28 protein-coding genes are annotated in these 23,322 nt (G+C 59.8%); 19 read left to right on the forward strand and 9 right to left on the reverse strand.

The window, feature by feature from the left end; genetic code table 11:
* The first annotated feature begins 45 nt into the window (after positions 1-45).
* The 9 genes from I6E73_RS08685 to I6E73_RS08725 all read left to right on the forward strand — a co-directional run bounded on the left by I6E73_RS08685 (position 46) and on the right by I6E73_RS08725 (position 8,591).
* On the forward strand, positions 46-1,029 hold the full coding sequence (locus I6E73_RS08685; RefSeq protein WP_197109964.1) for a YafY family protein: 984 nt from the start codon (positions 46-48) through the stop codon (positions 1,027-1,029).
* A complete protein-coding gene (locus I6E73_RS08690) occupies positions 1,022-2,005 on the forward strand; it encodes a YafY family protein (protein WP_197105591.1) in 984 nt (327 codons plus the stop codon). The genes I6E73_RS08685 and I6E73_RS08690 overlap by 8 nt, the downstream gene beginning before the upstream one ends.
* A gap of 8 nt (positions 2,006-2,013) precedes the next feature.
* Complete coding sequence (locus I6E73_RS08695; protein ID WP_197124614.1) at positions 2,014-2,361, forward strand: hypothetical protein; 348 nt, start codon at positions 2,014-2,016, stop codon at positions 2,359-2,361.
* Complete coding sequence (locus tag I6E73_RS08700; RefSeq protein ID WP_197124616.1) at positions 2,362-2,733, forward strand: hypothetical protein; 372 nt, start codon at positions 2,362-2,364, stop codon at positions 2,731-2,733.
* A 78-nt stretch (positions 2,734-2,811) separates the two neighbouring features.
* The gene (gene tatA, locus I6E73_RS08705; RefSeq protein WP_197105588.1) at positions 2,812-3,027 is read left to right on the forward strand and encodes a Sec-independent protein translocase subunit TatA; all 216 of its coding nucleotides are present in this window, start codon (positions 2,812-2,814) and stop codon (positions 3,025-3,027) included.
* Positions 3,028-3,077: 50 nt separating this feature from the next.
* Positions 3,078-3,836: a twin-arginine translocase subunit TatC gene (gene tatC, locus I6E73_RS08710; RefSeq protein WP_197105587.1), complete on the forward strand. Its 759-nt coding sequence runs from the start codon at positions 3,078-3,080 to the stop codon at positions 3,834-3,836.
* Positions 3,837-3,861: 25 nt separating this feature from the next.
* Positions 3,862-6,294: an RNA helicase gene (locus I6E73_RS08715; RefSeq protein WP_197124618.1), complete on the forward strand. Its 2,433-nt coding sequence runs from the start codon at positions 3,862-3,864 to the stop codon at positions 6,292-6,294.
* A gap of 13 nt (positions 6,295-6,307) precedes the next feature.
* On the forward strand, positions 6,308-7,873 hold the full coding sequence (lnt, locus tag I6E73_RS08720) for an apolipoprotein N-acyltransferase (protein WP_197124620.1): 1,566 nt from the start codon (positions 6,308-6,310) through the stop codon (positions 7,871-7,873).
* Complete coding sequence (locus tag I6E73_RS08725; RefSeq protein WP_197109967.1) at positions 7,866-8,591, forward strand: polyprenol monophosphomannose synthase; 726 nt, start codon at positions 7,866-7,868, stop codon at positions 8,589-8,591. The genes lnt and I6E73_RS08725 overlap by 8 nt, the downstream gene beginning before the upstream one ends.
* On the opposite strand, the gene I6E73_RS08730 is transcribed toward I6E73_RS08725, so the two are convergent.
* The 4 genes from I6E73_RS08730 to I6E73_RS08745 all read right to left on the reverse strand — a co-directional run bounded on the left by I6E73_RS08730 (position 8,592) and on the right by I6E73_RS08745 (position 11,294).
* Positions 8,592-8,957, reverse strand: a complete 366-nt coding sequence (locus I6E73_RS08730; RefSeq protein ID WP_197105583.1) for an RNA polymerase-binding protein RbpA — start codon at positions 8,955-8,957, stop codon at positions 8,592-8,594. It lies immediately after the preceding gene.
* Positions 8,958-9,101: 144 nt separating this feature from the next.
* Complete coding sequence (locus I6E73_RS08735) at positions 9,102-9,884, reverse strand: glycerophosphodiester phosphodiesterase family protein (protein WP_197124623.1); 783 nt, start codon at positions 9,882-9,884, stop codon at positions 9,102-9,104.
* A complete protein-coding gene (locus I6E73_RS08740; RefSeq protein ID WP_197124625.1) occupies positions 9,859-10,773 on the reverse strand; it encodes an SPFH domain-containing protein in 915 nt (304 codons plus the stop codon). The genes I6E73_RS08735 and I6E73_RS08740 overlap by 26 nt, the downstream gene beginning before the upstream one ends.
* Complete coding sequence (locus I6E73_RS08745; RefSeq protein ID WP_231600605.1) at positions 10,770-11,294, reverse strand: NfeD family protein; 525 nt, start codon at positions 11,292-11,294, stop codon at positions 10,770-10,772. The genes I6E73_RS08740 and I6E73_RS08745 overlap by 4 nt, the downstream gene beginning before the upstream one ends.
* 102 nt (positions 11,295-11,396) lie before the next feature.
* Between I6E73_RS08745 and I6E73_RS08750 the strand changes: the two genes are divergently transcribed.
* The 5 genes from I6E73_RS08750 to I6E73_RS08770 all read left to right on the forward strand — a co-directional run bounded on the left by I6E73_RS08750 (position 11,397) and on the right by I6E73_RS08770 (position 14,019).
* Positions 11,397-12,173 (forward strand): SDR family oxidoreductase, encoded by a 777-nt coding sequence (locus I6E73_RS08750; RefSeq protein WP_197109969.1) that lies wholly within the window; start codon positions 11,397-11,399, stop codon positions 12,171-12,173.
* 10 nt (positions 12,174-12,183) lie between these two features.
* Positions 12,184-12,639 (forward strand): NUDIX hydrolase, encoded by a 456-nt coding sequence (locus I6E73_RS08755; RefSeq protein ID WP_197124627.1) that lies wholly within the window; start codon positions 12,184-12,186, stop codon positions 12,637-12,639.
* Positions 12,636-13,121 carry a heme-binding protein gene (locus I6E73_RS08760; RefSeq protein WP_197124629.1) on the forward strand — a complete coding sequence of 162 codons (486 nt, stop codon included), beginning with the start codon at positions 12,636-12,638 and terminating at the stop codon, positions 13,119-13,121. Before I6E73_RS08755 ends, I6E73_RS08760 begins: the two co-directional genes overlap by 4 nt.
* 158 nt (positions 13,122-13,279) lie before the next feature.
* Positions 13,280-13,759: a hypothetical protein gene (locus I6E73_RS08765; protein WP_197124631.1), complete on the forward strand. Its 480-nt coding sequence runs from the start codon at positions 13,280-13,282 to the stop codon at positions 13,757-13,759.
* A 122-nt stretch (positions 13,760-13,881) separates the two neighbouring features.
* Positions 13,882-14,019 carry a hypothetical protein gene (locus tag I6E73_RS08770; protein WP_197124633.1) on the forward strand — a complete coding sequence of 46 codons (138 nt, stop codon included), beginning with the start codon at positions 13,882-13,884 and terminating at the stop codon, positions 14,017-14,019.
* A gap of 101 nt (positions 14,020-14,120) precedes the next feature.
* Here the strand turns inward: I6E73_RS08770 and I6E73_RS08775 are convergent, their stop codons facing one another.
* On the reverse strand, positions 14,121-14,903 hold the full coding sequence (locus I6E73_RS08775) for a glucose 1-dehydrogenase (RefSeq protein ID WP_197124635.1): 783 nt from the start codon (positions 14,901-14,903) through the stop codon (positions 14,121-14,123).
* A 460-nt stretch (positions 14,904-15,363) separates the two neighbouring features.
* Between I6E73_RS08775 and I6E73_RS08780 the strand changes: the two genes are divergently transcribed.
* Positions 15,364-16,353, forward strand: coding sequence for a YHYH protein (locus tag I6E73_RS08780; protein WP_197124637.1), 990 nt, complete (start codon positions 15,364-15,366; stop codon positions 16,351-16,353).
* A gap of 29 nt (positions 16,354-16,382) precedes the next feature.
* On the opposite strand, the gene I6E73_RS08785 is transcribed toward I6E73_RS08780, so the two are convergent.
* Both I6E73_RS08785 and I6E73_RS08790 read right to left on the reverse strand, forming a co-directional pair.
* Positions 16,383-16,709: a GntR family transcriptional regulator gene (locus I6E73_RS08785; RefSeq protein ID WP_307784267.1), complete on the reverse strand. Its 327-nt coding sequence runs from the start codon at positions 16,707-16,709 to the stop codon at positions 16,383-16,385.
* Positions 16,706-17,692, reverse strand: coding sequence for a hypothetical protein (locus tag I6E73_RS08790; protein WP_197124639.1), 987 nt, complete (start codon positions 17,690-17,692; stop codon positions 16,706-16,708). Before I6E73_RS08790 ends, I6E73_RS08785 begins: the two co-directional genes overlap by 4 nt.
* A gap of 121 nt (positions 17,693-17,813) precedes the next feature.
* Between I6E73_RS08790 and I6E73_RS08795 the strand changes: the two genes are divergently transcribed.
* From I6E73_RS08795 to I6E73_RS08810, 4 genes are all read left to right on the forward strand, one after another.
* The gene (locus tag I6E73_RS08795; RefSeq protein WP_197124641.1) at positions 17,814-18,713 is read left to right on the forward strand and encodes a hypothetical protein; all 900 of its coding nucleotides are present in this window, start codon (positions 17,814-17,816) and stop codon (positions 18,711-18,713) included.
* A complete protein-coding gene (locus I6E73_RS08800; RefSeq protein ID WP_197124642.1) occupies positions 18,710-19,009 on the forward strand; it encodes a transcriptional regulator in 300 nt (99 codons plus the stop codon). The genes I6E73_RS08795 and I6E73_RS08800 overlap by 4 nt, the downstream gene beginning before the upstream one ends.
* Before the next feature lie 156 nt (positions 19,010-19,165).
* Complete coding sequence (locus I6E73_RS08805; RefSeq protein ID WP_197124644.1) at positions 19,166-19,855, forward strand: DUF3105 domain-containing protein; 690 nt, start codon at positions 19,166-19,168, stop codon at positions 19,853-19,855.
* The gene (locus tag I6E73_RS08810; RefSeq protein ID WP_197124646.1) at positions 19,852-20,511 is read left to right on the forward strand and encodes a DUF305 domain-containing protein; all 660 of its coding nucleotides are present in this window, start codon (positions 19,852-19,854) and stop codon (positions 20,509-20,511) included. Before I6E73_RS08805 ends, I6E73_RS08810 begins: the two co-directional genes overlap by 4 nt.
* Positions 20,512-20,514: 3 nt before the next feature.
* On the opposite strand, the gene I6E73_RS08815 is transcribed toward I6E73_RS08810, so the two are convergent.
* Positions 20,515-22,146: a hypothetical protein gene (locus tag I6E73_RS08815; protein ID WP_197124647.1), complete on the reverse strand. Its 1,632-nt coding sequence runs from the start codon at positions 22,144-22,146 to the stop codon at positions 20,515-20,517.
* A 116-nt stretch (positions 22,147-22,262) separates the two neighbouring features.
* Positions 22,263-23,171, reverse strand: a complete 909-nt coding sequence (locus I6E73_RS08820) for an ATP-binding cassette domain-containing protein (RefSeq protein ID WP_197124648.1) — start codon at positions 23,169-23,171, stop codon at positions 22,263-22,265.
* Positions 23,172-23,322 lie beyond the last annotated feature (151 nt).

A 23,322-nucleotide genomic window follows, 5' to 3' on the forward strand; every position in this document is an offset into this window, starting at 1 on the left:
GCAACCCACGACACGGCCGGGTGTCAGAGACATAGGATTTGACTCGTGCCAACACCGAAAGTTCCCAACGAAGAACGGCTCTTTAGCCTCGTTTTGGCGTTGCTTTCCACCGAAAATGGGCTCACAAAGAGTGAGATCCTGTCGACGGTGCAGGGCTATCGCCAACGCTTCGTACACTCGGGGGATAACGCGAACCTTGAGCGCCAGTTTGAGCGCGATAAGGACGACATTCGCGAACTGGGGGTTCCGCTCGAAACGATCGAGCCTCCCGAGCAGGCTGGTAATAACCAGAATCTTCGCTACCGCATCCCTCGCGTCGACTACGAACTTCCCGAGGACATCAAGTTTTCGGCGGAGGAGTCCACGCTTCTCGGTCTCGCCGCGATGGTGTGGCGTGAGGGTTCTCTCTCTGAGGGTTCACGCCGTGCCATGGTGAAACTCCGATCGCTCGGCATCGAGACGGCGGAGCCGGTCCTCAGCTACGCGCCACAATTGCGGGTGCGCGATGCATCTTTCGAACCGCTCCGCGAAGCGATGGATCGGCGCGTGCTTGTCAGCTTCGAGTATTTGAAGCCGGGGGAGCAGTCATCGACTACTCGGCTCGTAGCGCCACTCGCGCTCGTGCAACATCAGGGCCGCTGGCACCTGTATGCCAAAGACCCGAAGACGGAACAGTTCAAGACGTTCCTCTTGCGACGCATCGTCAGCGACATCCAGCGCAGTAAAAAGACATTCGACTACGTAACGGATGACGCCGCTGCTCAGGCCTTGTCTGGGCTTGAGCAGGTCTGGCAGTCCAACGTCGCTGTGCTGCGGGTGGAACCCGGCACCGACGCCGCTACTCGTCTGGGCAAACGTCGCGGAGCGGTGTTGCAGCCGGATTGCATGCTTGAGGTCAACTTCACTGACGTCAACATCATGGCCGACGAACTGGCCAGTTTTGGGCCCGAGGTTGTTGCAGTGTCTCCGCCCCATTTGCGGTCCGCCGTTATTGAACGACTCACGAGAACGGTGGCAGACCATGGCTAAAAAAATTCCGCCGCTGCGCGCTCAAGACAAGCTGGTCTTTTTGCTCGCGCTCGTGCCTTATCTCATGGACCGTGACCGCGTCAGTGTCGCAGAAACAGCTCTTCACTTTGGCGTGCCCGAGCAGAACATTCGCGACGCAGTACGACTCATCGCGGTTTCAGGAATCCCTGGCGATACCGCTACCTATCAGGCAGGCGATCTCTTCGATATTGCCTGGGACGACTTCGAAGATAACGACCAGATCGTGTTGACGCACCTGGTCGCTATCGATGACACGCCACGTTTCTCCGCTCGAGAAGCGTCTGCGCTCATCGCGGGCTTGCAGTACCTCTCGAGCCTGCCCGAGCATGCTGATCGCGAAGCTATCGCAACCCTCACCTCGAAGCTATCACGGGGAGCATCCGCGCAACCAACGGCCGTCGCGGTGGAGTCGAGCGCGCTCGACGAGACGCTTGCCCTCATCCGTGAGTCCGTAGCAGCGGGTACCCAAATTGAGTTTGACTATCGCAACTCGCGCGGCGAGTCCGAGCGGCGCCGGATTGACCCGCTCCGGGTTGAATCAGTGGATGCGGACTGGTACGTGCGTGGCTGGTGCCATTCACGGGAGGATGTGCGCACCTTCCGTCTCGACCGCATCTCCAAACCGGCGATGACAACCGAGGCGATTACGCACACTGCTGGCGATGTGAACTTGCCGGAAACGCTCTTCGATACTTCTGCCGAAGACATTGAGGTCACCGTCGAGGTGGCCCGGAGCGCCATCGGCCTGCTGGGGGACTACGTGCCCGAAGATGCTGTTCTGGTACCCGCGGGGGATCGCGTGCGCACGGTGGTTCGTGTTCCCCACTTTCACGGTCTCAAGCGACTCATCGCTGGCCTCCCCGGCGTCGTAACCGTCGTGGCGCCCGACGAGGCCCGACGTGCGGTAGCGGGCTGGGCCCAGGCTGGGTCCGACCTCTACGCGGAACAGCGATAGGTGCCGCGATGATTGCATGGTGGGGCTGGCTGCTCATCTGGGTGGGGCTCGTACTCATCTTGGTCGCGATGCTGGGCGTCGTTGCGTGGATCTTGTTCCGTAAGGCAATGGTTCTGATGAAGGATCTTTCGGATGTCGTCGAGAAGACGTCGATTCTGGATGTCGAGTCGGAGAAACTCAGCAAGCCACAAGTGGCAATTCTTACCGAGATGGTGGAGATTCGCGATCGCCATGAAGCGCTCAAGCGCCAGCGCGCTGAAGTCAAGCTCGCTAGGCACGAACGCCGCATTGCTCGCGCTAAGACAATCACTAAGCGCGACGCTTCTCAGATGCGGTGGCCCAAGGAGTGGTCGTAGGTGGGCTGGGTCTTTGCTGCTGGCCTGATTCTCATCGCTCTGCTCTGGTTCGCAACGTGGTTGCGACGCCGGACTATCCGGGCGTATTTGCTCACGGCCGGCGCGCAGACAGCGGGCATCAGTAGCGAGTATCGTCGCCGACGGCGAGCTCCCCGCATTGCGGTGCGCTACACCGACAGCGCGGGAATCGAGCGAGTAGTCGTGAAGTCGTTGGTGAGCGCGGGCGATGCGCAATTGCTCGCGAAACCCGCGGTGGTGCTTTACCACCCCAAGCATCGCAGCCGTTCTGATTACGTTCTTCTCGGCTTTGGGCGACAGCCTCAACGGTGGTTTCCTGTTGAGTTCGCACCGCGCGAATCATCAGCCCGATAACTGTTCATTGTTCGGCGCATCACGGCGAATCTAGGTATGATTGGCCAACGCAGCCTTCGATTTTTAAGGAAGTTCTCCATGCTCGGCAATCTCAGCGGTTGGCACCTCGTTATTCTCTTGGTCGTCATCCTCTTGCTCTTCGGTGCACCGAAACTTCCTGGGCTTGCGCGCAGTCTCGGCCAGTCAATGCGCATCTTCCGCAGCGAGGTCAAGACGATGAAAGACGAGAACAGTTCCGATTCCCCAGCCGACACTTCGGCGGATTCGAACAGCGACACTCCTCCTAAGTCCTAGCCCCTATGGCAGTTCGCGCCGAGAGGTGGCGTTCCAAGAGTGAAGAACGGATGTCACTCGGCGCGCACCTCGTAGAGCTCAAGAAGCGGTTGTTCATTTCCGCGATTGCGATCATTGTGACCGCTATCGCAGGTTTTATCTTTGCGAATTTCTTTATCGACGCCTTGCGCGCACCGATTACCAACATCGCTGACGCAACCGGCCGCGGTGCCGCTCTCAACTATGACGCGGTAACTCAAGCATTCGATATCCGTATGCAGATCGCGTTCACGGTGGCGATCGTCGCCGCAAGCCCGGTGTGGCTGTACCAAGTCTGGGCGTTTTTGGTTCCCGGCCTTGTGCGCAAAGAAAAGCAATATGCAATTGGCTTTTTAGCAACCGCGATTCCCCTGTTTCTCGCAGGGTGTGCCGCCGGCTGGTATGTAATGCCGAACATCATCACGCTCATGTTGGGCTTCGCGGGTGACCAAGATCTCTCCAATCTGAACGCAAAGTACTACTACGACTTCATCGTGAAGCTGCTGCTCTCGGTTGGGATCGCTTTCGTATTGCCCGTTTTTGTGGTGCTTCTCAACTTGGTGGGGGTGCTGTCGGCGAATGCAATTCTCAAGGGGTGGCGCGTCGCCATTTTGACGATCTGCATCTTCACCGCAATCGCTACGCCTGCCGCCGACGTCATTTCAATGTTCCTGCTCGCCATTCCGATGATCATTCTCTACTTCATCGCAGCACTGATTGCGTGGCTTCATGATCGACGTGCGGCCAAGAAAGCTGCCGCCGTTGACGCCGAGTTGCGAGCAGAAGGCTAAGCAATCACCGTTTAGGCTGTAGTCAATGACTGAACTGTCTCCCGCCGAACGGTACGCCGCGGCAAAGAAGCGTCGGGGATACCCCGTTCTTGAAGCCTTTCGCGCCAGCCAGCGCTTCGATCTCGATGAGTTTCAGATCTCAGCCTGCCAAGTTGTCGAAGACGACAAGAGTGTCCTCGTCGCGGCACCGACTGGAGCCGGCAAGACGATCATCGCTGAGTTCGCTATCTACCGAGCCATGCAACTCGATGGGCCGAAGGTGTTTTACACCGCGCCGATGAAAGCGCTGAGCAATCAGAAATTTCAGGAGCTCGTCGCCGAGTACGGTCCCGAGAACGTAGGGCTGCTCACCGGTGACACAAACGTCAATGCCAGCGCGCGCATTGTGGTCATGACCACCGAAGTGCTGCGCAACATGCTCTACGCCAAGTCTGACCTGTTGAAGAACCTCAGCACAGTCGTGATGGATGAGGTGCACTTCCTGGGCGATCGCTTCCGCGGCGCCGTGTGGGAAGAAGTGATCATCCATTTGCCTGAGGACGTTCACATGGTCTCGCTGAGCGCGACTGTGTCGAACGCTGAGGAGTTTGGTGACTGGCTGCAGGCCGTTCGGGGCGATACCGAAGTAATCGTCTCAGAAGACCGCCCAGTGCCTCTGGAGCAGCATGTGCTCGTGGGCACGAAGCTCATTGACCTGTTCGACTCGTCAGGCTTGGCCGCAACGAACCGCGTGAATCCAGAACTCGCGCAGATGGCGCGCTTCGGTGGTCGAAGCCAGAGTGTCGGCAATCGCAGAAAGAGTAGTCGCCATGACTCTCGTGGCGGTCGCCCGGCACGTTCTCGCATGGATCGCGCCGATGTCGTCGCAATGCTTTCGTCAAAGAATCTTGTGCCAGCCATTTTCTTCATTTTCAGTCGCATGGGCTGTGATCAGGCGGTGAATCAAGTTTTGCGTGCCGGTGTTCGCCTAACGACGTCCGAGGAGCGTGACGAGATCCGCGAGATCGTCGAGTCTCGCTGCCGCACGCTTCTCGATGAAGATCTGGCTGTTCTCGGCTATTGGGATTGGCTCAGCGGCCTCGAGCGGGGCGTTGCTGCCCATCACGCTGGCCTTCTTCCCGCGTTCAAAGAGGTCGTGGAGGAGCTTTTCCAAAAGAAGCTTGTCAAGGCTGTTTTTGCGACAGAGACGCTCGCGCTCGGCATCAATATGCCGGCCCGCACCGTTGTGCTCGAAAAGCTTGAAAAGTTCAATGGTGAGGCGCGCGTTCCGATTACCCCAGGGGAGTACACCCAGCTCACTGGTCGTGCCGGCCGACGCGGCATCGACATCGAGGGTCACTCGGTTATCCAGTGGGTGGACGGGCTCGACCCGCAGGCGGTAGCATCCCTCGCGTCACGCCGCACCTACCCGTTGAACTCGAGCTTCAAGCCGACATACAACATGGCTGTGAACCTCATCGAGCTGTTCGGTCGGGAGCACACTCGCGAGATTCTGGAATCGAGCTTCGCGCAATTCCAAGCCGACCGCGCTGTTGTTGATTTGGCTCGCAAGGTTCGTTCGCAGAAGAACTCGCTCGACGGCTATGCAAAGTCCATGGAGTGCCACTTGGGCGACTTTGGCGAGTACTCCCGCATCCGTCGTGAACTCAATGATCTTGAAAAGAAGTCGCAGCCCAAGAACGATGCGGGTCACCGCGCCGAGCGTGAACGGCGTCAGCGCAAGCTCGCCGATCTGCGTCGCCAAATGCGCAAACATGAGTGCCATGCCTGTCCGGAGCGCGAATCTCACGCACGCTGGGCCGAACGCTGGTGGCGCCTGAAGCGCGAGACAGATCAGCTGACTCGCCAGATTCAGAACCGCACAGGAGCGGTTGCCAAGATCTTCGACCGCGTCACCGATGTGTTGACCAAGCTCGGTTACATCGAGCCGGGAGCCAACGGTGAGATGACGATCAACTCCTACGGCCGCACGCTGCGACGCATCTATGGAGAACGCGACCTCCTCGTTGCCGAATCACTGCGACACGGGTTCTGGAACGAGCTCGACGCTTCCTCTTTGGCCGCTATGGCTACGACGCTGGTGTACGAGCCCCGTCGCGACGAAGGTGACCTCAGCGATCGTTACCTCCCGCGTGGTGCCTTCCGTGAGGCCTTCGACAAGACGACCACGCTGTGGGCAGAGCTCGACGATCTCGAGCGTGATAACCGTCTGCCCGGAAGCCAACCACTCGCGGCTGGGCTCGCGCTCGCTATGTACCGCTGGGCGAATGGAGCCAACCTTGACTCCGTGCTCGATCTCGCGGATATGGCTGCGGGTGACTTTGTGCGCGTCACCAAACAGACCATCGACCTTCTTGACCAGCTCTCGGTCGTCGCTGATGGCAACGTCGGCCCGACCGCGCGCAAGGCGCTCGACGGCATCCGTCGCGGAATCGTCGCCTACAGTTCTGTCGCTTAGGCTCGAACGCGTGATGCCCGATAAACCCGTTGCTGTGCTGCCCTTCTGGGCTGCGATTGTGGTTGCACTGGCATCCGGCCCCATTTTGGATGCAGGGTTCCCAGACAAGAGCGTCTGGCCGATGACCTTTGTCGGCATCGCGCTCGTGCTCATCGCCCTTCGCGGGCGGAGCTCCCGTGGGGCATTTCTCGTCGGTTTTCTTGGCGGAATGGCGTTCTATTTGACGCACATTTCCTGGGCATCTCTCTTTTTGGGCCCTGTGCCGATGCTGGCACTGTCGTTTCTTGAGTCGCTGTTCGTCGCGCTCGGCGGGCTCGCAATCACCCTGGCCTATCGCTGGTTGCCGCGCGCTTTTGGAGCGGGCTGGGGAGCAACGCTGGGCCTCGCCGTTGTGGTTTCAGGCCTCTGGACAGCGCGCGAAGCGTGGATGAGCGTCTGGCCCTATGGCGGCTTCTCCTGGGGCCGCGTTGCTCTATCTCAGTCGGAGAGCCCGCTTGCAGCCCTCTTCCCGTGGCTCGGCGTCTCGGGCGTCAGCTTCGTAATGGTTCTTGTTGTCGCGCTTTCGCTTGCCGCCGCCGAATACACCTGGCGTCACTACCGCGAACTTCCCTTGGACGAACGCGCCCAGCACCTCTCGAGGGCGCTACGCACCGCCTTCGTACCGGTAACGGTCGTCACTCTGCTGCTGAACGCACCCTCGTGGCACGCGACCCTCGACGGAACACTCCGCGTCGGCGCAGTCCAAGGAAATGGAAAAGCCGCCTATTTCGACGAGCGCGACCGCGGTGACCTACTTCAGGCGCAACTCACCGCCACCGAGCCGCTCTACGGCCAGGATCTCGATCTCGTGGTGTGGCCCGAGGGCGGCACCGATCTCTCACCGCTGAGCAATAGTTACGCGGCAGCAGCCTTCGATTACGTCGTCGATAACGCCAATGCACCGCTGATTTCCGGCGACATCACCGAGCGTGACGGAAACATCTATAACAGTCAGTTGTTGTGGATGCCGGGGGAGGGCGTCGTCGATATTTACGACAAACGCCATCCCGTTCCCTTTGGCGAGTATGTCCCCAACCGCGAGATCTGGGAGCAGTTTGCGCCCGACCTCATCGGGCTCATTGGGCGCGACTATTCAATCGGCAGCACCGATATGGTCTTCGATGTGAACGGTGTGACCCTCGGCGTCAACATCTGTTTCGACATCGTCGACGACCAGATCCTTACAGAGTCCGTCGAAGAGGGCGCTCAGCTCATCATCGCGTCCTCCAACAACGCGGATTTCGGCCGCACCGATGAGAGCGCCCAACAGCTGGCAATGGCCCGCATTCGCGCGCTCGAACTCGGCCGCAGTGTCGTCAATATCTCGACCGTCGGTTTGAGCGCCATCATCGCCCCCGACGGAACCACAATAGCTGAAGTGCCGTGGTACACGGCGGCCACCATGGTCGAAGACGTGCCGCTCTCCACCAGCATCACTCCGGCCGTTGTCTGGGGTCGCGAGCTCGAGTGGCTCGTGTCAGGAATAGGGCTCGGCGCACTCATCGTCGCAGCAGTGGCCGGTCGGAGAAAAAATGCCTAACGTCGTCGTGGTCGTCCCGACCTATAACGAGATCGAGAACATTTCCGCGATCGTTGGTCGGCTCCGGCAAGCAGTGCCACGAGCCCACGTGCTCGTGGTCGATGATTCCAGCCCCGATGGCACGGGGGAGCGCGCCGAAGAGCTCGCCGCCGCCGATCCGGGCATCACTGTGCTGCACCGCGCCAAGAAAGAGGGACTCGGCAAGGCCTACCTCGCCGGCTTTGCGCTGGCCCTTGAGCGCGGTTATGACTACATCGCGGAGATAGACGCCGATGGTTCCCATGATCCGTCAGATCTTCCGGCGATGATTGCTCTCGCCAAAGCAGGCAACGATCTTGTCATCGGTTCCCGCTGGGTGCCCGGCGGTTCCGTCAAGAACTGGCCATGGTTTCGGCACACCATTTCGCAAACGGGGAACGCCTATGCCCGCACGGTGCTGCACTCCGACATCCGGGACATCACTGCAGGGTTCAGAGTGTTTCGCGCGAGTGCGCTGCGAGAGTTAGGCCTCGACGGAGTCTCGTCGCAGGGCTACTGCTTTCAAGTAGAAATGGCCTGGAACTTGGAACGTGCGGGCTACCGAGTGGCGGAGCATCCGATCACGTTCGTTGAGCGCTCAACAGGCCGATCAAAAATGCATGCAGGAATTGTTGCAGAAGCACTGCTCAGGGTCACCGGCTGGGGAATAGCGGCGACCCTGAATGCAGCACGTCGTTAGTTAGGCGCCGATCTTCTGCTGGCCGCGACGGGCCCGCAAGAAGTCGAGACGCTCTTGGAGAAGTTCTTCCAATTCGGGGCGGGTGCGACGTTCGAGAAGCATGTCCCAGTGGCTACGGGGAACCTTCACGTCGACCTCATCAAGTTCTACCAGCTCGCCGTTGTCATCGAGGAGTGTTCCTTCGTGACCCGTCTTGGCGTCAAGCCACTGCTGGGGAACTTCGGCGTCAGACGAGAACATCACTTCAAACGTGGTGCCGTCGGCCGCCTTGTATACGCTCTTTTTCCGCGGGGAAAACTCGACACCCTCTTCGCTCTGTAAGCTCTGGGTACCAAGTCTCATGCCGCGCAAGCTGCGATCTGCCATCGTGTGGCCTCCTTCAATTCGCGGTTTCTACAAGTAATAAACCCTCTTGCTGAACGTATGCTTCCAAGGGCGCACTGTTCACAGCGACTTGTCAGCATTTGCCAACATTTTCGCTGCCCAGAAGTGGAGTGTGCGCCGCCTTGATCAGGCGCGCGATTTCACAACTTCGAGGGCGAGGTCTGCTCGATCGGTGACGATTCCATCGACACCGAGGTCGAGCAGGTGACGCATTCGCTGCGGTTCATTGATAGTCCAGACGTGCATCTCGAGTCCGAGAGTGTGCACGCGGTCGATCATCCGCTGAGTGGTCACACGCAACCCTAGTGCCTTCTCGGGTACTTGGATGGCAACCAGTCCACTGAGCGCGCGGCGAACGGCGGGCGAAATTCCGGTCTTGGCGCTCAGCAGCGCCAAGATGAACCGTCGAGCGGATGCCGAACTTGCCACTCCTGGCAATTGTTCGACTGTGGCGGCACGGCGGGCCTCATCGAATGAGGTCACGAGCACTCGATCGATCGCGTGCATCTCGCGGATCGCGCGCGCGGTCGGCAGCACCGCGCCTTTGTTTTTGACGTCGACATTGAAGCGAGTCTCGGGAAAGGCATCGAGCGCCTCTCCCAACGAGCAGAAGCCTTGACCTTCGCCCAGATCAATTCGCCGCAACTCTGTCATCGTGAGCTGATCGACCATGATGTTCCGGCCGGCGACGCGAGTGAGACTCGGGTCGTGAGCGACCACCGCTACACCGTCGAGGCTGACGTGAACATCCGTCTCGATGTAGTGCGCACCCACCGCGACAGCTTTCGCGAACGCGAGGAGCGTGTTCTCGGGTGCTTCCACCGCAAGCCCCCGGTGCGCGAGCACTCGGGGGCGAGCGGGGGAGAGGAACGACGAGTTGGCGCTAACGCGCGACTGGTCCTTTGCCACTAAAGAATCCTTCACCAATGCCCTTGAGCGCTTCCGTCAGTTCAGACGGGATAATCCACATCTTGTTGGAATCACCTTCTGCAATCTTAGGCAGCGTCTGGAGGTACTGGTACGCCAGCAGCTTCGGGTCGGGGTCGCCCTCATGAATCGCGGCGAAGACTGTCTTAATCGCAGCAGCTTCACCATCAGCACGCAGCACAGCAGCTTTCGCTTCACCCTCCGCCTCAAGGATCGCTGCCTGGCGCGAACCCTCCGCTTCGAGAATCGCGGCCTGCTTGGTGCCCTCGGCGGTCAAGATCTGCGCCCGGCGGTCACGCTCGGCACGCATCTGCTTTTCCATCGAATCTTGGATTGAGAGGGGCGGGTCAATGGCCTTGAGCTCGACGCGTCCCACGCGAATGCCCCACTTGCCGGTCGCTTCGTCGAGGACCACGCGCAGTTGCGAATTGATGTTGTCGCGGCTCGTGAGGGCCTGTTCGAGGTTGAGGCCACCGACAACGTTTCGCAGCGTCGTGGTCGTCAACTGTTCAACGGCCCCGAGATAGTTGCCGATCTCGTAGGTCGCGGCACGGGCATCCGTTACTTGGAAGAAGACGACAGTGTCGATAGAGACGACGAGGTTGTCTTCGGTGATAACCGGCTGCGGCGGGAACGAGACGACCTGTTCACGCAAGTCGATGAGGGGCAGCATCCGGTCGATAAAAGGAACAAGGATATTGAGGCCGGGCAGCAAGGTCTTGCGGTACTTGCCGAGGCGTTCGACGACTCCGGCACGCGCCTGCGGAACAATGCGGATTGCACGGAACAACGTGACGATCACGAAGATCGCCAGAACGACGAGCAGAATAATCACAAAGATCTGGCCTACGAAGCCAGCGGGATCAGTCACTTTTCTTCCTTTCTCGGCGATTTTGTGGTCGCACGAGGTTGAGTGGAGCCGAGTTTGGCAGATTCAAGAATGACGACGGCCATGGCACCTTCGATGGCCGTGACCGAAATTCGCTTGCCGACGGGAACCGCCGACGGTGGCGAGCTGTCTCCGATGCGGGCAGTCCAGGTTTCGCCATTGTCGAGTTTGACCTCGCCAATGCCATTGGCGAAGGGGCCTGTTACGCGACCGCCGAGATCATAGAGAGCGTCGACGTTGCTCTTTGCAGGGTCGGCTCCCTTTTCAAGATTCATCAGCAAAACCGGCCTGATGGTGAAGATGAGAAGGCCAGAGATCGCTGCGGCGAGAGCGATCTGGATGTACCACGGCCAGCCAAGAAGGTTGGAGCCGAGCCCACCGATGAGAGTGCCCGCGGAGATCATGAGGAATGTGAATTCGAGAGTCATGACTTCGATCACGATGAACAACACGACGAGGGCAAGCCAGAGAATCCAGAGGTACTGAGTCAGATCAATAAGCATTGTTCCGGCGCCCTTCATCGTTGCGCAGTTCGACAAATCTTCAGTCCCGACGCTAGCACTTACCTCACTGCACAGCACGGCATTGACCGCTAAAGTCGTAGGGTGAACAGCGATAATTCGAATCCTCTGGCAGCCCACTCGCTCGATGGCGCTCGCGCGCTCATCACTGGTTCTTCGCGGGGGATTGGCGCCGATACGGCCGCCTACTTCGCCGAAGCGGGCGCCCGCGTTGCCGTGAACTACCGCAACAAAGAGGCTCGCGCCCTCAAGCTTGTCGCTCAGCTCAACGAGACTGACGGTTCGGCGATTGCCATTGGCGCCGACCTCACTGACCCCGAGACTGTTTCTGCCCTGTTCGAGACGGTGAAGACTGAGTTCGGCGGGCTCGAGATTCTGGTGCTCAATGCCTCCGGCGGCATGGAGGGTGGCATGGCTGAGGACTACGCCATGCAGCTCAACCGCGACGCTCAAGTCAATTTCTTGAAGACCATGATGCCGCTGCTGCACGAAGGTTCACGCGTTGTCTTCGTCACTAGCCACCAGGCGCACTTCATCCGCACCGTTGAGACGATGCCCGAATACGTTCCGGTCGCGCTCAGCAAGCGAGCCGGCGAGGATGCCCTACGCGAATTGATCCCTGAGCTTGAGGCTAAGGGCATCGGCTTTGTCGTCGTCTCGGGCGACATGATAGAGGGAACGATCACCGCGACGCTGCTGCAGCGCGCCAACCCTGGAGCGATCGAGGCTCGCAAAGAGGCTGCTGGCCGCCTGTACAACGTGAGCGAGTTCGCCGCCGAGGTTGCTTCTGCTGCCGTTGAGCCTGTGCCCGAGAACAACACTCGCTACGTCGGCGACGTCTCAGACTTTCTGAACAAGTAGCGACCCGCGGATGCCGGTGAACCGAACTACCAGCCGTGTGCTGTTGTTCGACCGCGAGCAGCGCTTCTTGCTTTTTCTGACGAAAGCGCCGGATACAAGCGGTGTCGCGCGCTGGCTGACGCCGGGTGGCGGCGTGGACCCGGGGGAGTCACACCACCAAGCGGCACTACGCGAACTTGAAGAAGAAACCGGACTTGTTATCGAGGATCTCGGTGCTCCCGTGTGGGCGCACGACTTCGTGGTGGAGTGGGATGCCGCTGATCATGACACCGGTCACGCCGAGTTCTACCTCGCTCACACGGATGCCTTCGAGCCGTCGCAAGAACAATGGACAGCCGACGAACGCGTCGACGTGTTGGCGCACCGATGGTGGACCATCGATGAGTTGGCCGCCACATCCGATCGTTATGAGCCCGCCGAGCTTGTCGGCGTCATTCGAACGCACCTTCAGGAGATGAACCGATGAGTCGTCCACTACCGCACTACTCGGTGCCCGATGTCGAGTACTTGAATGAAATTGAGTTCGACACCATCACCAATGATGATGCTGTCGCGCTGGGGCTGATTGCCGTACAGGTAATTCAGGAATGGGATCTCAATCTCGCAGTTGAAATCGTTCTCCACGGTGACGTTGTCTTCAAGGCGAAGCTGAAGTCGACAAACGCAGACAACGACCCCTGGCTGGCGGGAAAAGCTGCAGTTGTGAACCATTTCGGCGAAGCGTCGCTCGTGGTCAAGCTGCGCCACCTCGCTGCCGGTACGCCGTTTGATGAACGAACGGATGTCGACCACGACAGGTACAAGGCTCACGGTGGATCGATTCCGCTGTGGGTCGACGGCGCCATCATCGGCACAATGACCATGTCGGGGGAGCCGGACGCTATCGATCACGAAGCCGCTGCTGAGGCGCTGGCGAGGTTCGTCAGCAGCCGTAATCCGAGTTTTTAGTGTGGTGCTGCAGTGAGCACGGGTAGAACTTCACGTCCCCAAACCGGAGCTTAGTTGACAGACTCTCATGTTTTTTGATAGCCTGTCTATGCGGCTCAAGCGTGAGCCTTCGACGCCAGCGCGAGGTGCAATCACGAGTGATTAAGCGGGGGAGCGCCATGAGCGCGGTACGCAGCGGGCTGTACATTGTTGCTGCTGCGGCCGTTATGGCGATGCTGACCGGGTGCACCGGCGCCTCAGAGGCAGACGTCGAAGTGAGAGTTCACGCGCCGGACCGCACAAACACGGCCAGTGATTCCGTTATGTCAGAAACTCCAGAATTGATGGCGTTCGACACCGGGGGCGAAGTTGTCCTAGCGACGAGCACTAATGCCGGCGGCTCTATCGATGTGTCGCCATTCGCCCCCACAACAGGACGAATCGCAGTGTATTCAGATTGTGTTGGTCTTGGCCGCATGACAGCTTCGCTCGGTGACGTCGCACAGCCTTCTCACGACTGTCGCGAAAATTCAGATGACGCAGTCCACCTGGACGAGATGGACATCGATCCCAGCGGCAGCTATTCAATCGCAGTGACGACCGACAACCAGCAGCCCTGGACTGTGACGGTCGTTGCGTTGCCGCCGTTGCAGCCCTGACCCCTGCCGCCCCTCTCCGGGACGTATTCAGTATCCGATAATGCACATTATGTCAGCTTAGAGAGATTTCAACACTCTCCAACGTTCAGCCGACCGGCTGGCAACGAACAAAGGATTCCGGAATGGATTTCGTTTTCACCGTCGTCGCCGTCGTCCTTCTGTTTTATGTGCTGCACCGAGTCGTTCGCAGCGCCGTGCGTGATGGCATCCTCTTGGCTGACGAGGAACGCCAGTCAGTCGATCACCAGAAACCTGAATAAATCTCTATCAAGATCTTGGTTCGAGAACAAAGAAAGGGAGCAGGCAGCCCGATCGGCCGCCCACTCCCCTGCGCCCTCGTCAGATAACGACGAGAGGTGACCTAGTACTTGTAGGACTGCCCGCCATCGATCGGCAGAACGGTTGCGTTGACGTAGCTGGCGTCATCGCTCAGCAGGAATGCCACAACGGCCGCGATCTCAGGTGCTTCGCCAAAGCGCTTGGTCGGGTTTCCCTGAATGAACTGCTCGGCAGCGCCACGGGGGTTTTCGGCATCAAGCTGCTTCATCGAGTTTTCGACCATCGGCGTCCAGATGGCGCCTGGTGCGATCGCGTTGATTCGGATGCCGTACTCAGCATATTCAATACCCGAGTTGCGAGTGAGACCCACGACGCCATGCTTGGCTGCTGCATAGCCGGACTGGTTTCCGATCCCGCGGATGCCGCCAACGCTCGCCGTGTTCACGACCATGCCGGAACCCTGCTCGCGCATGATCTTGAGAACCTTCTCGAGGCCCAAGAACACACCGCGCAGGTTAATGGCGACGACCTTGTCGAACTCTTCTGCGGAGAAATTTTCAGTGAGATTCTGCTTGCCTTCGATGCCGGCGTTATTGAAGAAGCCATCGATGCGACCGAAGCGTTCTACGGTCTCCGCGACGTAACGATCAACATCCGACTCTTTGGACACATCAGCAACGACGGTGAGAACTTCGGCGTCGGGCGCGGTCTCAGCGATCGCGGTGACGGAGTCGGCCAAGCCGCTTTCGGATACATCGACGAGAGCGAGTTTGGCGCCCTCCCCCGCTAGTCGCACTGCGGCCGCCCGGCCGAGGCCTGACCCTCCGCCGGTGATGAGAACTACGCGGTCTGTGAAGCGATTCATGAGTAACCTTTCGAGTGGTTGTCTGAGCCACCGCCACGCTGAGCGACGCTAGTTGGGCAAACTTTTCCGCACGATGCACCACTCGGGCTCGGTAGGTCGTGGCGGTGGATCGCACTTGTATATAAGTTTGACCATAGAACGCGCGTCTGGACGTCGCCTCAATGTTGAATGCACGAAAGAGGCGCCGCCCAGTGGTGACGCCTCTCCCCATTCAGAAGCTGTTAGTCGAGTACCAGCTCACGACGGTGGATCAAGACCAGCGCCAGACCTGAGAGCATGAGCATGAGCGTCAACTGGATAGCCAGCGCCATTGACGAGCCGGTGAACGCGAATCGACGCGAAAGTGCGCAATCAATAGCCCCGACGGGCGTCCCATGAAGCCGTCATAGAACTATCCGCTAGTATCAGCGGCGCTCGCGATCACCACCCGCGCGGCCAGATTCTTCTAGGGGCATGTGCCATGATCACTCGCTCGATAACCTCACGCACAGCACTCGCTTTGTCGCTGGGGGGAATTCTCATCCTCTCCGCGTGTGCGTCAGGCGCTGCCGACGACACGGCGACCGCTACCGCGACGCCGAGTATCGAGCCGAGCGCTGCAGCGTCTGCGATCGACATCCCGGATGCCTGGTCTGGCGTCATCGACGCCACTGCCATTCCGCTCGGAGACGACCGCACCTCCACCTCCCCCGCTGTCGACTATCTGTACTCCTGCAAGACCGACTTCAGCGGGCGCGGACCCGTGAACGGCGGACCGTGGATCGACTACGACGCTGGCACGTGGGATGCCACGACAAAGGACACCGTCGAGGGCGCCGTCTCGTGGCCACAGGCCTATTACGAGGAACAGGTCGGCCACGACACTCGCACCATCCTGACTGCCAATGTGCCGACCGAGCAAATGACCGGCACGTTCCCCATCGCCGATACCGACCCGGCAAAAGAATTCGACCGCAACCCCAACGAGATTGACGAGAAGCTTGTTGAGCTCACTCTTAGCGTCGCTCCCACCGTTGCCGCCGAGCCAAGCTGTGTTGCGATGGGGGCCGTTGGAGTGCTCAAAAATGGCGTCTACCTCTATAACGCGGTGGATGCCTCGGGCGGGGATGCGGTCGCCCACGAAACCCAAGACCTGTGTGACGGGCATCCGGATGGCGGCGATTATTACCATTACCACGGTGTGCCGTCGTGTCTCTTGAATGCCGCCCCTGAGACCGGATCGACCCTCGTCGGCTACGCCCTTGACGGTTTCGGCATCTACATCGAGCGCGACTCGAACGGCAATCTCCCCGCCAACGCTGACCTCGACGAATGCCACGGCCGCACCAGCACGGTGCTTTTCGACGGTGTTGAGCAGGAGATGTACCACTACAGCGCCACGATTGAGTTTCCGTTTACGGTCGGATGCTACGTCGGCGACCCTGCACCCGTGCCGTCACACGAGCACTGAGCATCGGCCGCGTACGCTGCCGAAGTTCCTCAGGAACTCCAAGCGCTGCGGATGGCGGTGACCACATCCTCTTCGCGAACTTCATGCCCCTTCGCCTCGAAGACCAGTTCACGGATGCGTGACACGATCGCCCCCGGCAACACGGCTGCGCCTTCTAAAACGCGGGTGCCAGCACCCGTGCGCGAGTAGACGAGCCCGTCAGCTTCGAGCATCTTGTATGCCTTGGCAGCAGTTCCGTTGGCGACCCCGAGATCGCTCGCAACCTGTCGCACCGTGGGGAGCCGCTCGCCGCTGCCGACCTGACCCGACACGATCATCCCGCGGAATTGCTCGTAGATTTCGTTGGCGTCGGTCACGAGCGCACCAACTCCGGAGAAGACACACGCGACCGCTTGCCGTGAATTGCTGCCACGAGCATGAGCAGCGCGAGGGCCTGCAGCAGCGCACCGGTCACGGCGATCGCCGGGGCAAAGGACGCATACCCCAAGGACACGAGGTAGTCGTCGGAATCTAGGGTGGTGATCACGTTGGAGAACATCGCTGTTTGACCGATGAGGAGAAGAGCGCCGCCCAGCGGAAGCAATACTGCGGCGATGAAAAGTCGAAGCAGTACAGAAGATGCGCGCGTGCGCTCGCGAGTTTCCGCATCGACGGACGCCGGGCTCGCGAACGGGCGAACCGAGATGGTGCGCAAAACCCACCAGAGCTGCACTGCAAGTACCACAGCGAGGATTACGACGGGCACTGAATAAGCCCAGCCGTAGAAAGTGCTGGCTCCGTACTCATCCCAGGCAGCATCGGTGACGCCGACGGGTCGCGGCCCGCTGACCAGCGTGTGCAGCCCCAATCTGTCGGTGATCGAGTGCACTCCTGCAAATAGCGAGACGCTCACGAGCGCGCCGAGAGCGCTTGCCGCGCTTGCGAGCTCTTTACGACTGGCGAAACTAGCCCACCCACGCGGCTTCAATGACAACACCGGCGTCTCGACCGTCACGGACTTTCGTGCAACCCGCACCAAGACTACGGCCAGCACCACGACGGCGACGATCAACGGCAGCGGATAGCGCCACCACGCGTACGCCCACGGCTGGGGGCTGAAATCGACATTCAAGTTCGGCAACAGGTAACGCTGCGCCAAGTCGAGTAGCGGAAAGAACTGGACCGCGAGATGCACGATCAATACCGCGGCTGAACCTGTGACTGCGACTGAACGCATGAACGCACTGCGTCCTGGCACGACAGTTTCGGCGGTTCGCCCTCGCCTCGCGAAAAGGAAGATGACGATAGCGATTGTCGCCAGGATGAGTGGAGACTGTAAGACGAGCAGTAGGTACGACATTGACGGCTCCTTTAATTTGTGTCATCTGAATGATACAAGATTGAAGTGATCGATTGTCAACACTTCAACGCTAGATCTTCCGTCATACTTGCGAAAAAATCACATACGTTACACTTTCCAGATGGAAAGTGATTCCGCGGACTCCCCCGCCGCCCCAGATTCCGCCCCACAAACCACGCGGGTTGAAGCCTCTCGCCAACTCCAACAGCAACAAGAAGTGCGCGATTCGGTGAACCAGCGAGGGCCGTCCCGTGGCTTCGCTTGGTTCAGCCTCTGGAGCGCTCTGATGGCAGCGAGCTATATCGGCGTGTTTCTTTTCGCATTTTCCGTGAGCATCGGCACAGCCGGCGACAGCAACCCCGACAAGTTCTCGCAGACATCGCTACTCCTCGTACCAATACTGGCCTTCACCACGATGACCACGGGCACCCGTGAACGGTTCGGCATCCGAAGAGCACTACCGCGAGCAGTATGGATTCCCTTGGCCCTCGCGATCATCGCGATGACCTTTCTGTCGGGTCTGTCGGTGTTCGACGTGCCCTACTCCCCGTGGCTCATCGCACTCGTCGTTCTCGCCGTCTTCGTTCCTCTGGCCGCACCTGCCATAGCTCAACTGATCCGGGTGCCACGTTCACGCACCCCGGCGGGCCGCAGCCACGAACCGCTCAGCACACCCGTGCGCTGGAACACAGGGATCATGGGAGCGGTAGCGGGCTTGCTTATCTCATTCGGCACCGTTCCGATCGTCTCAGCACTGGTGATGATCGCGGCGCTCGCGGGCATCGCGTTCACGTACGTGCTGAACGAATCTGCGTGGGTCTTGCCCCGCGTCGGTTTCGAATGGGGCTGGATACAGTGGACTGCCTTCGGCATCACCACGAGCACGCTCTTTGCATTTGCGATACTCGCTCCGCTGGCACAGTCCCCATCCCTCGCGGCAACGATAGCTGCCGGAATCGCGGTCTTTCTCGTCATGCTTGCGGCTTCCGCGCTGCCTGCGCACCGAGACGCACGTTCATGAAACAGCATCCACGTCACCAGCTCAATGATGCGTTTCTTACTCCGATACGGCTCTCGCTGATGGCCGCGCTCGGCCCTAGGAACGAGATCGACTTCGCGACCCTGAAAGCGTTGCTCGAAGTCGAGGACTCGGCTCTCAGCAAAGCGATCAGCTATCTTGCGGATGCCTGCTACGTAAAAGTGATCAAGGGAACGGTCGGCAATCGTCCACGCACGTGGGTCACCTCGACGGCATCCGGGTATCGCGCGTATCAGCAGCACCTGCTGGCATTGCGAGCGATCACAGAGCAGGGCTAGCCGCGCAGAAGTTAACCGCATCTTCGCCAAGAACTAGGGACTCGGCTGCCGATATTCGGGAGTGCGCTCCCTAGGAGGGCTTTCACAAATTCGACCGAATAGGCTCGGACTGCACATCTGTTCCCTGCCCACGCACTCGACGACAGGACCACCTGAATGCCACCCCGCGACTCGCAATCCTCCCCAAACGCATCATCCGGCGAAGACCTCACGGTGAAGCAGCAGCGCGATGCGCGCCGGGCCACAAAAGTCGCCGCGCTAAAAAAGAAACAAGCCGCCGAGAAGCGTCACCGTGTCATCGGTATCGTCATCAGCAGCGTCGCCGCGGTAGGCGTCCTAGCGTTGGTCATCGTAATGGTGGTGGCGAACGGAACTCCGCGAACTAGCCCCGAAGCCATCGAGATCGACGGCGTGCAGAATTATCCGAATCTGGTCGCCGGTCATGTTGAGGGCACCGTCGATTACGAGCAAAGCCCGCCGGTGGGCGGTGAGCACGCATCCGTGTGGCTGAATTGCGGTGTGTACACCGAGCCAGTGCCGAACGAAAACGCCGTGCACGCTCTTGAGCATGGTGCCGTGTGGGTGACGTACGACCCGGAGCAAATCTCGGGTGACGAACTGGAAGCGTTGCAGGATGCAGTTCCGTCGACCTATTCAGTGCTCTCGCCCTTCGAGGGCCTTCAGGCACCCATCGTGATTTCTGCGTGGGGAAACCAGGTTGAACTTGACGGGGCAGATGATCCCCGTATGCAGGACTTCGTTGACAAGTTCTGGCAGGGCGGCGAAGCACCTGAAATTGGGGCTTCGTGCTCCGGCGGAATCGACGGCGGCGGACGCATCGCATGACCGACGGCGACGGCGGTTCGCCACGTCACCCCTGGCTCCGCTTAAGCGCCATGGCGATCGCAGCGCTGCTGCTGGTTGGAGTCGGCGTTCTCGCTGGGCAAAAGTTGTTGCCCGCTGAATCCTCGGATCCCTTGACGACGAGCGCCGAAGCCGGTTTCGCGCGCGACATGCAGACGCACCATCTGCAGGCTGTCGACATGGCGATGATCATTCTGGAAAAGAGCGAGAATCAAACCATACGCACCTTGGCCTATGACATTGCGACGGCGCAGGGCCAGCAAGCGGGACAAATGTTCGCGTGGCTCATCATGTGGAATTTGCCGCAAGCCTCGAGCGAACCTGCGATGACGTGGATGCTGGATGACGGCGAACACGACTCTCACGGTACCTCGGATTCCGACTCCTCGACCGCGATGACAATGCCCGGCCTCGCGACGTACGACCAGATGGAAGCTCTTAGAACGAGCACCACCGACGCTGACGCCATGTTTCTTGAGCTCATGATTGCCCACCACGCGGGCGGTGTCGACATGGCCGAGGGTCTTCTCGAGCGGTCGACGAACGATGTAGTGACGTCGTTGGCCGCGGGAATGGTTGCCGCGCAAATGAGTGAGATCAACTACATGAACGAGTTGCTCGCAGGTCTTGAAGGATAGAACTCAGACTCCACGGCGACGAAACAGCACCCACGCGATCGCTAGGCTTCCGGCAGCCCACAGAAACAGCGCCACCATGCTCGCGCCGGGTGGAAGCTGCAAAATATTTCCATACTGAAACCACGGCTGGAAGGTATTCGGGCCCAGCGTTTCCGCTGCGTCGCGCCCCGACGGGAATACTCGACCAATGTTAGTCAGCCAGACAAGCGGGGTGTCGACGGTTATGCGTTCCATTTGGCTCGTCAGCGTCGACACGACGACGAAGATCGTCGCCAAGGCGAAAAGTGCACCGGAGGCCGAACGCGCGATCATACCGACACCGCATCCGAGTGCCGCGACTAGCCCGAGCGCAATCGTCCCTTTGGCGATAGAGATCCATACGATGCTCGCTGACAAAGTGGCGGGGAAACCTTGGTCCTGCTGGATGGGCGTCGCCACTATCGCAGCCAGCAGTAACGCGATTGCCCCTACAGCCATCGCTGAGGTGACCGCGATCCCGGTTTTCGCCGCCAACATCCAACCGCGTAGCGGTACCGCAGCTAGCGCCGGGCGAATGTTGCCTGTAGCAAAATCTGAGGTTGCGATAGTCGCGCCAAAGGCTGCGATGAAGAATTGGCTCAGAGCCAGCCCACCAGCTATTGCTGTCATCTGCTCGTCAAAGGTCTGCGACGTTAGGTCCCACGCCGTAATTGGCGACACAAGGATGTCAGCTGGGATTCTTGCTAGTGCCCAGCGCCACGCCAAGAAAACCATCGCCCCCGCACTCAACGCCAGCAGCCATCGCGAGGACGGCAAGGTAAATGCCTTCAGCGCTTCTGATCGGACTACTCCGGCAAAGCTCAATCCGCGGGCGGCGCCCGCAGCGCCTACCGTTGACCGCGATGCGCGCGACGCGCGGACTTTTCGCGAGACTTCGAGGTGCACCGACCGTCGGACGAATATGGCGATTGCAACGACGAGGAGAAGCGCTGCTCCAGACACAAGTACTACGAAGCCCGTGAACGGCTCCAGTTCCGAAGCGAGCGTCCCCTCTAATGCGAAGGGCTCTGCCGGTGCTCGCGTAGTGAGCGCTTGAAGCGCGCTGGCCGGGAGCAGCTCCGCGAGCCGAGGCACCCAGGATCCTCCGAGATAGAAGAGCGTGCTCGGCATCAACAAGATGATCCCCACGAAAAAAATTGCGGCCGACACTGCTGATCGCGCAAGCGCACCGAATGCAACGCCGAGAACCGCGAAACATGCAGCGCCCGCGACGACGCTGATCAACAACTCCGCCGAGCGATCGAGGCCGGGCACTGTATAACCACGCGATGTCAGCGTGATGGATGCCATCCAGCCGGCGACAGCCGTCCCCGCAGCCGTAGAAATAGCGGAGAGGCCAATGCTCGGAACGGTCTTCGCCACGATCAGCATCACTCGGGATGGCACTGCCGCCAATGATGCTGCCAACGAGTCGTCCGTGTACTCCGAGGTTATGGCGATGAGACCGAGCGTCGCCGACAGAACTGCCAGCGGAAGCGCACCCACTGAGATCGATTCGAAAAGTATCGAGGTGCCATCGGTGTTCAGATCAGTTCCGACAATCAGCGGCACGAACAGCACGCGCACCGTTGCCAGCACAATTGGCAGGAGGAACATCAGCACCACGATGAACCGCGGTGGACGAAGAGACCAGAGCTTGAGTGACTCCGAACGAACAACACCCCAGGCCCGAGTGAGCCTCTTAGTCTCGACTCCGCGTGCAACCGCGGAACTCACTTCTCCGATCCCTGCCGGTATTCGACACTCGAATCGGTGAGCTGACGATATGTCTCTTCGAGGGATTCCACCTGAGTGCGAAGCTCAATCAGCGGAATACTCAATCGAGCCGCCAGCAAGCCGACTTCTTCGGCGGTCGAACCCTGAATGACCAGTGCGTCGCGCTCCTCAACCACCCGCGCCCCGGACGCGGCGAGAGGCACGATCAATTCGCGCGCGTGAGGGCTCCGCACAACTACGCGTTCAACGCCCTGGAGGCGCGCAAGCTCTGGCAGCGGAGAATCAGCGAGCACCTTCCCGCGCCCGACGATCACCACGTGGTCGGCGGTCAGCGCGACCTCACTAATCAAATGCGAGGAAAGCAGCACTGTGCGCCCCTCCGCCGCAAAGTCGCGCACCAGCTCCCGAAACCACATCACGCCATCGGGATCTAAGCCGTTCACCGGCTCATCGAACACGAACACCTCGGGATCGCCGAGCATTGAAGCCGCGATGCCAAGGCGCTGGCGCATCCCCAGCGAATACCCTCCAATGCGACGAGAGGCCACACCGCTGAGCCCAACTTCTTCGAGCACGAATTCGACTCGCTCGTTAGATATCCCATGAGTGAGGGCAAGCGCCCGCAGGTGATCGAAGCCGGAGCGCCCCGGATGCGCGTTGCGAGCATCCAAGAGTGCGCCCACCTGAAACAGCGGATTCTTTATCTTCCGATAAGGTTCGCCACTGACGAGAGCTTCCCCTGAATCCGCCGCTTCGAGGCCGAGCAGTATGCGCATCGTCGTGGTCTTGCCCGAGCCGTTAGGCCCCAGAAATCCTGTCACACGTCCAGACGCAGCCGTGAAACTGAGGTCATCGACCGCGAGCTTGTCGCCGAAACGTTTCGAGAGGTGACGAAACTCGATCAAGCGCGGCCCCTATCGTGACGGATCATCACCTTAGAATCCCATAGCGGGAAGCTGAGAACTAGGGTCTCTCCACAATTGCCCGTACTGTCGCAATAATGGTCACAAGCATCCGCGAACCCGCAGAGCCGCGACATCCGCACCGCTAGGGAGG

The organism is Salinibacterium sp. SWN248, assembly GCF_015864575.1.
Taxonomy (GTDB): Bacteria; Actinomycetota; Actinomycetes; order Actinomycetales; family Microbacteriaceae; genus Rhodoglobus.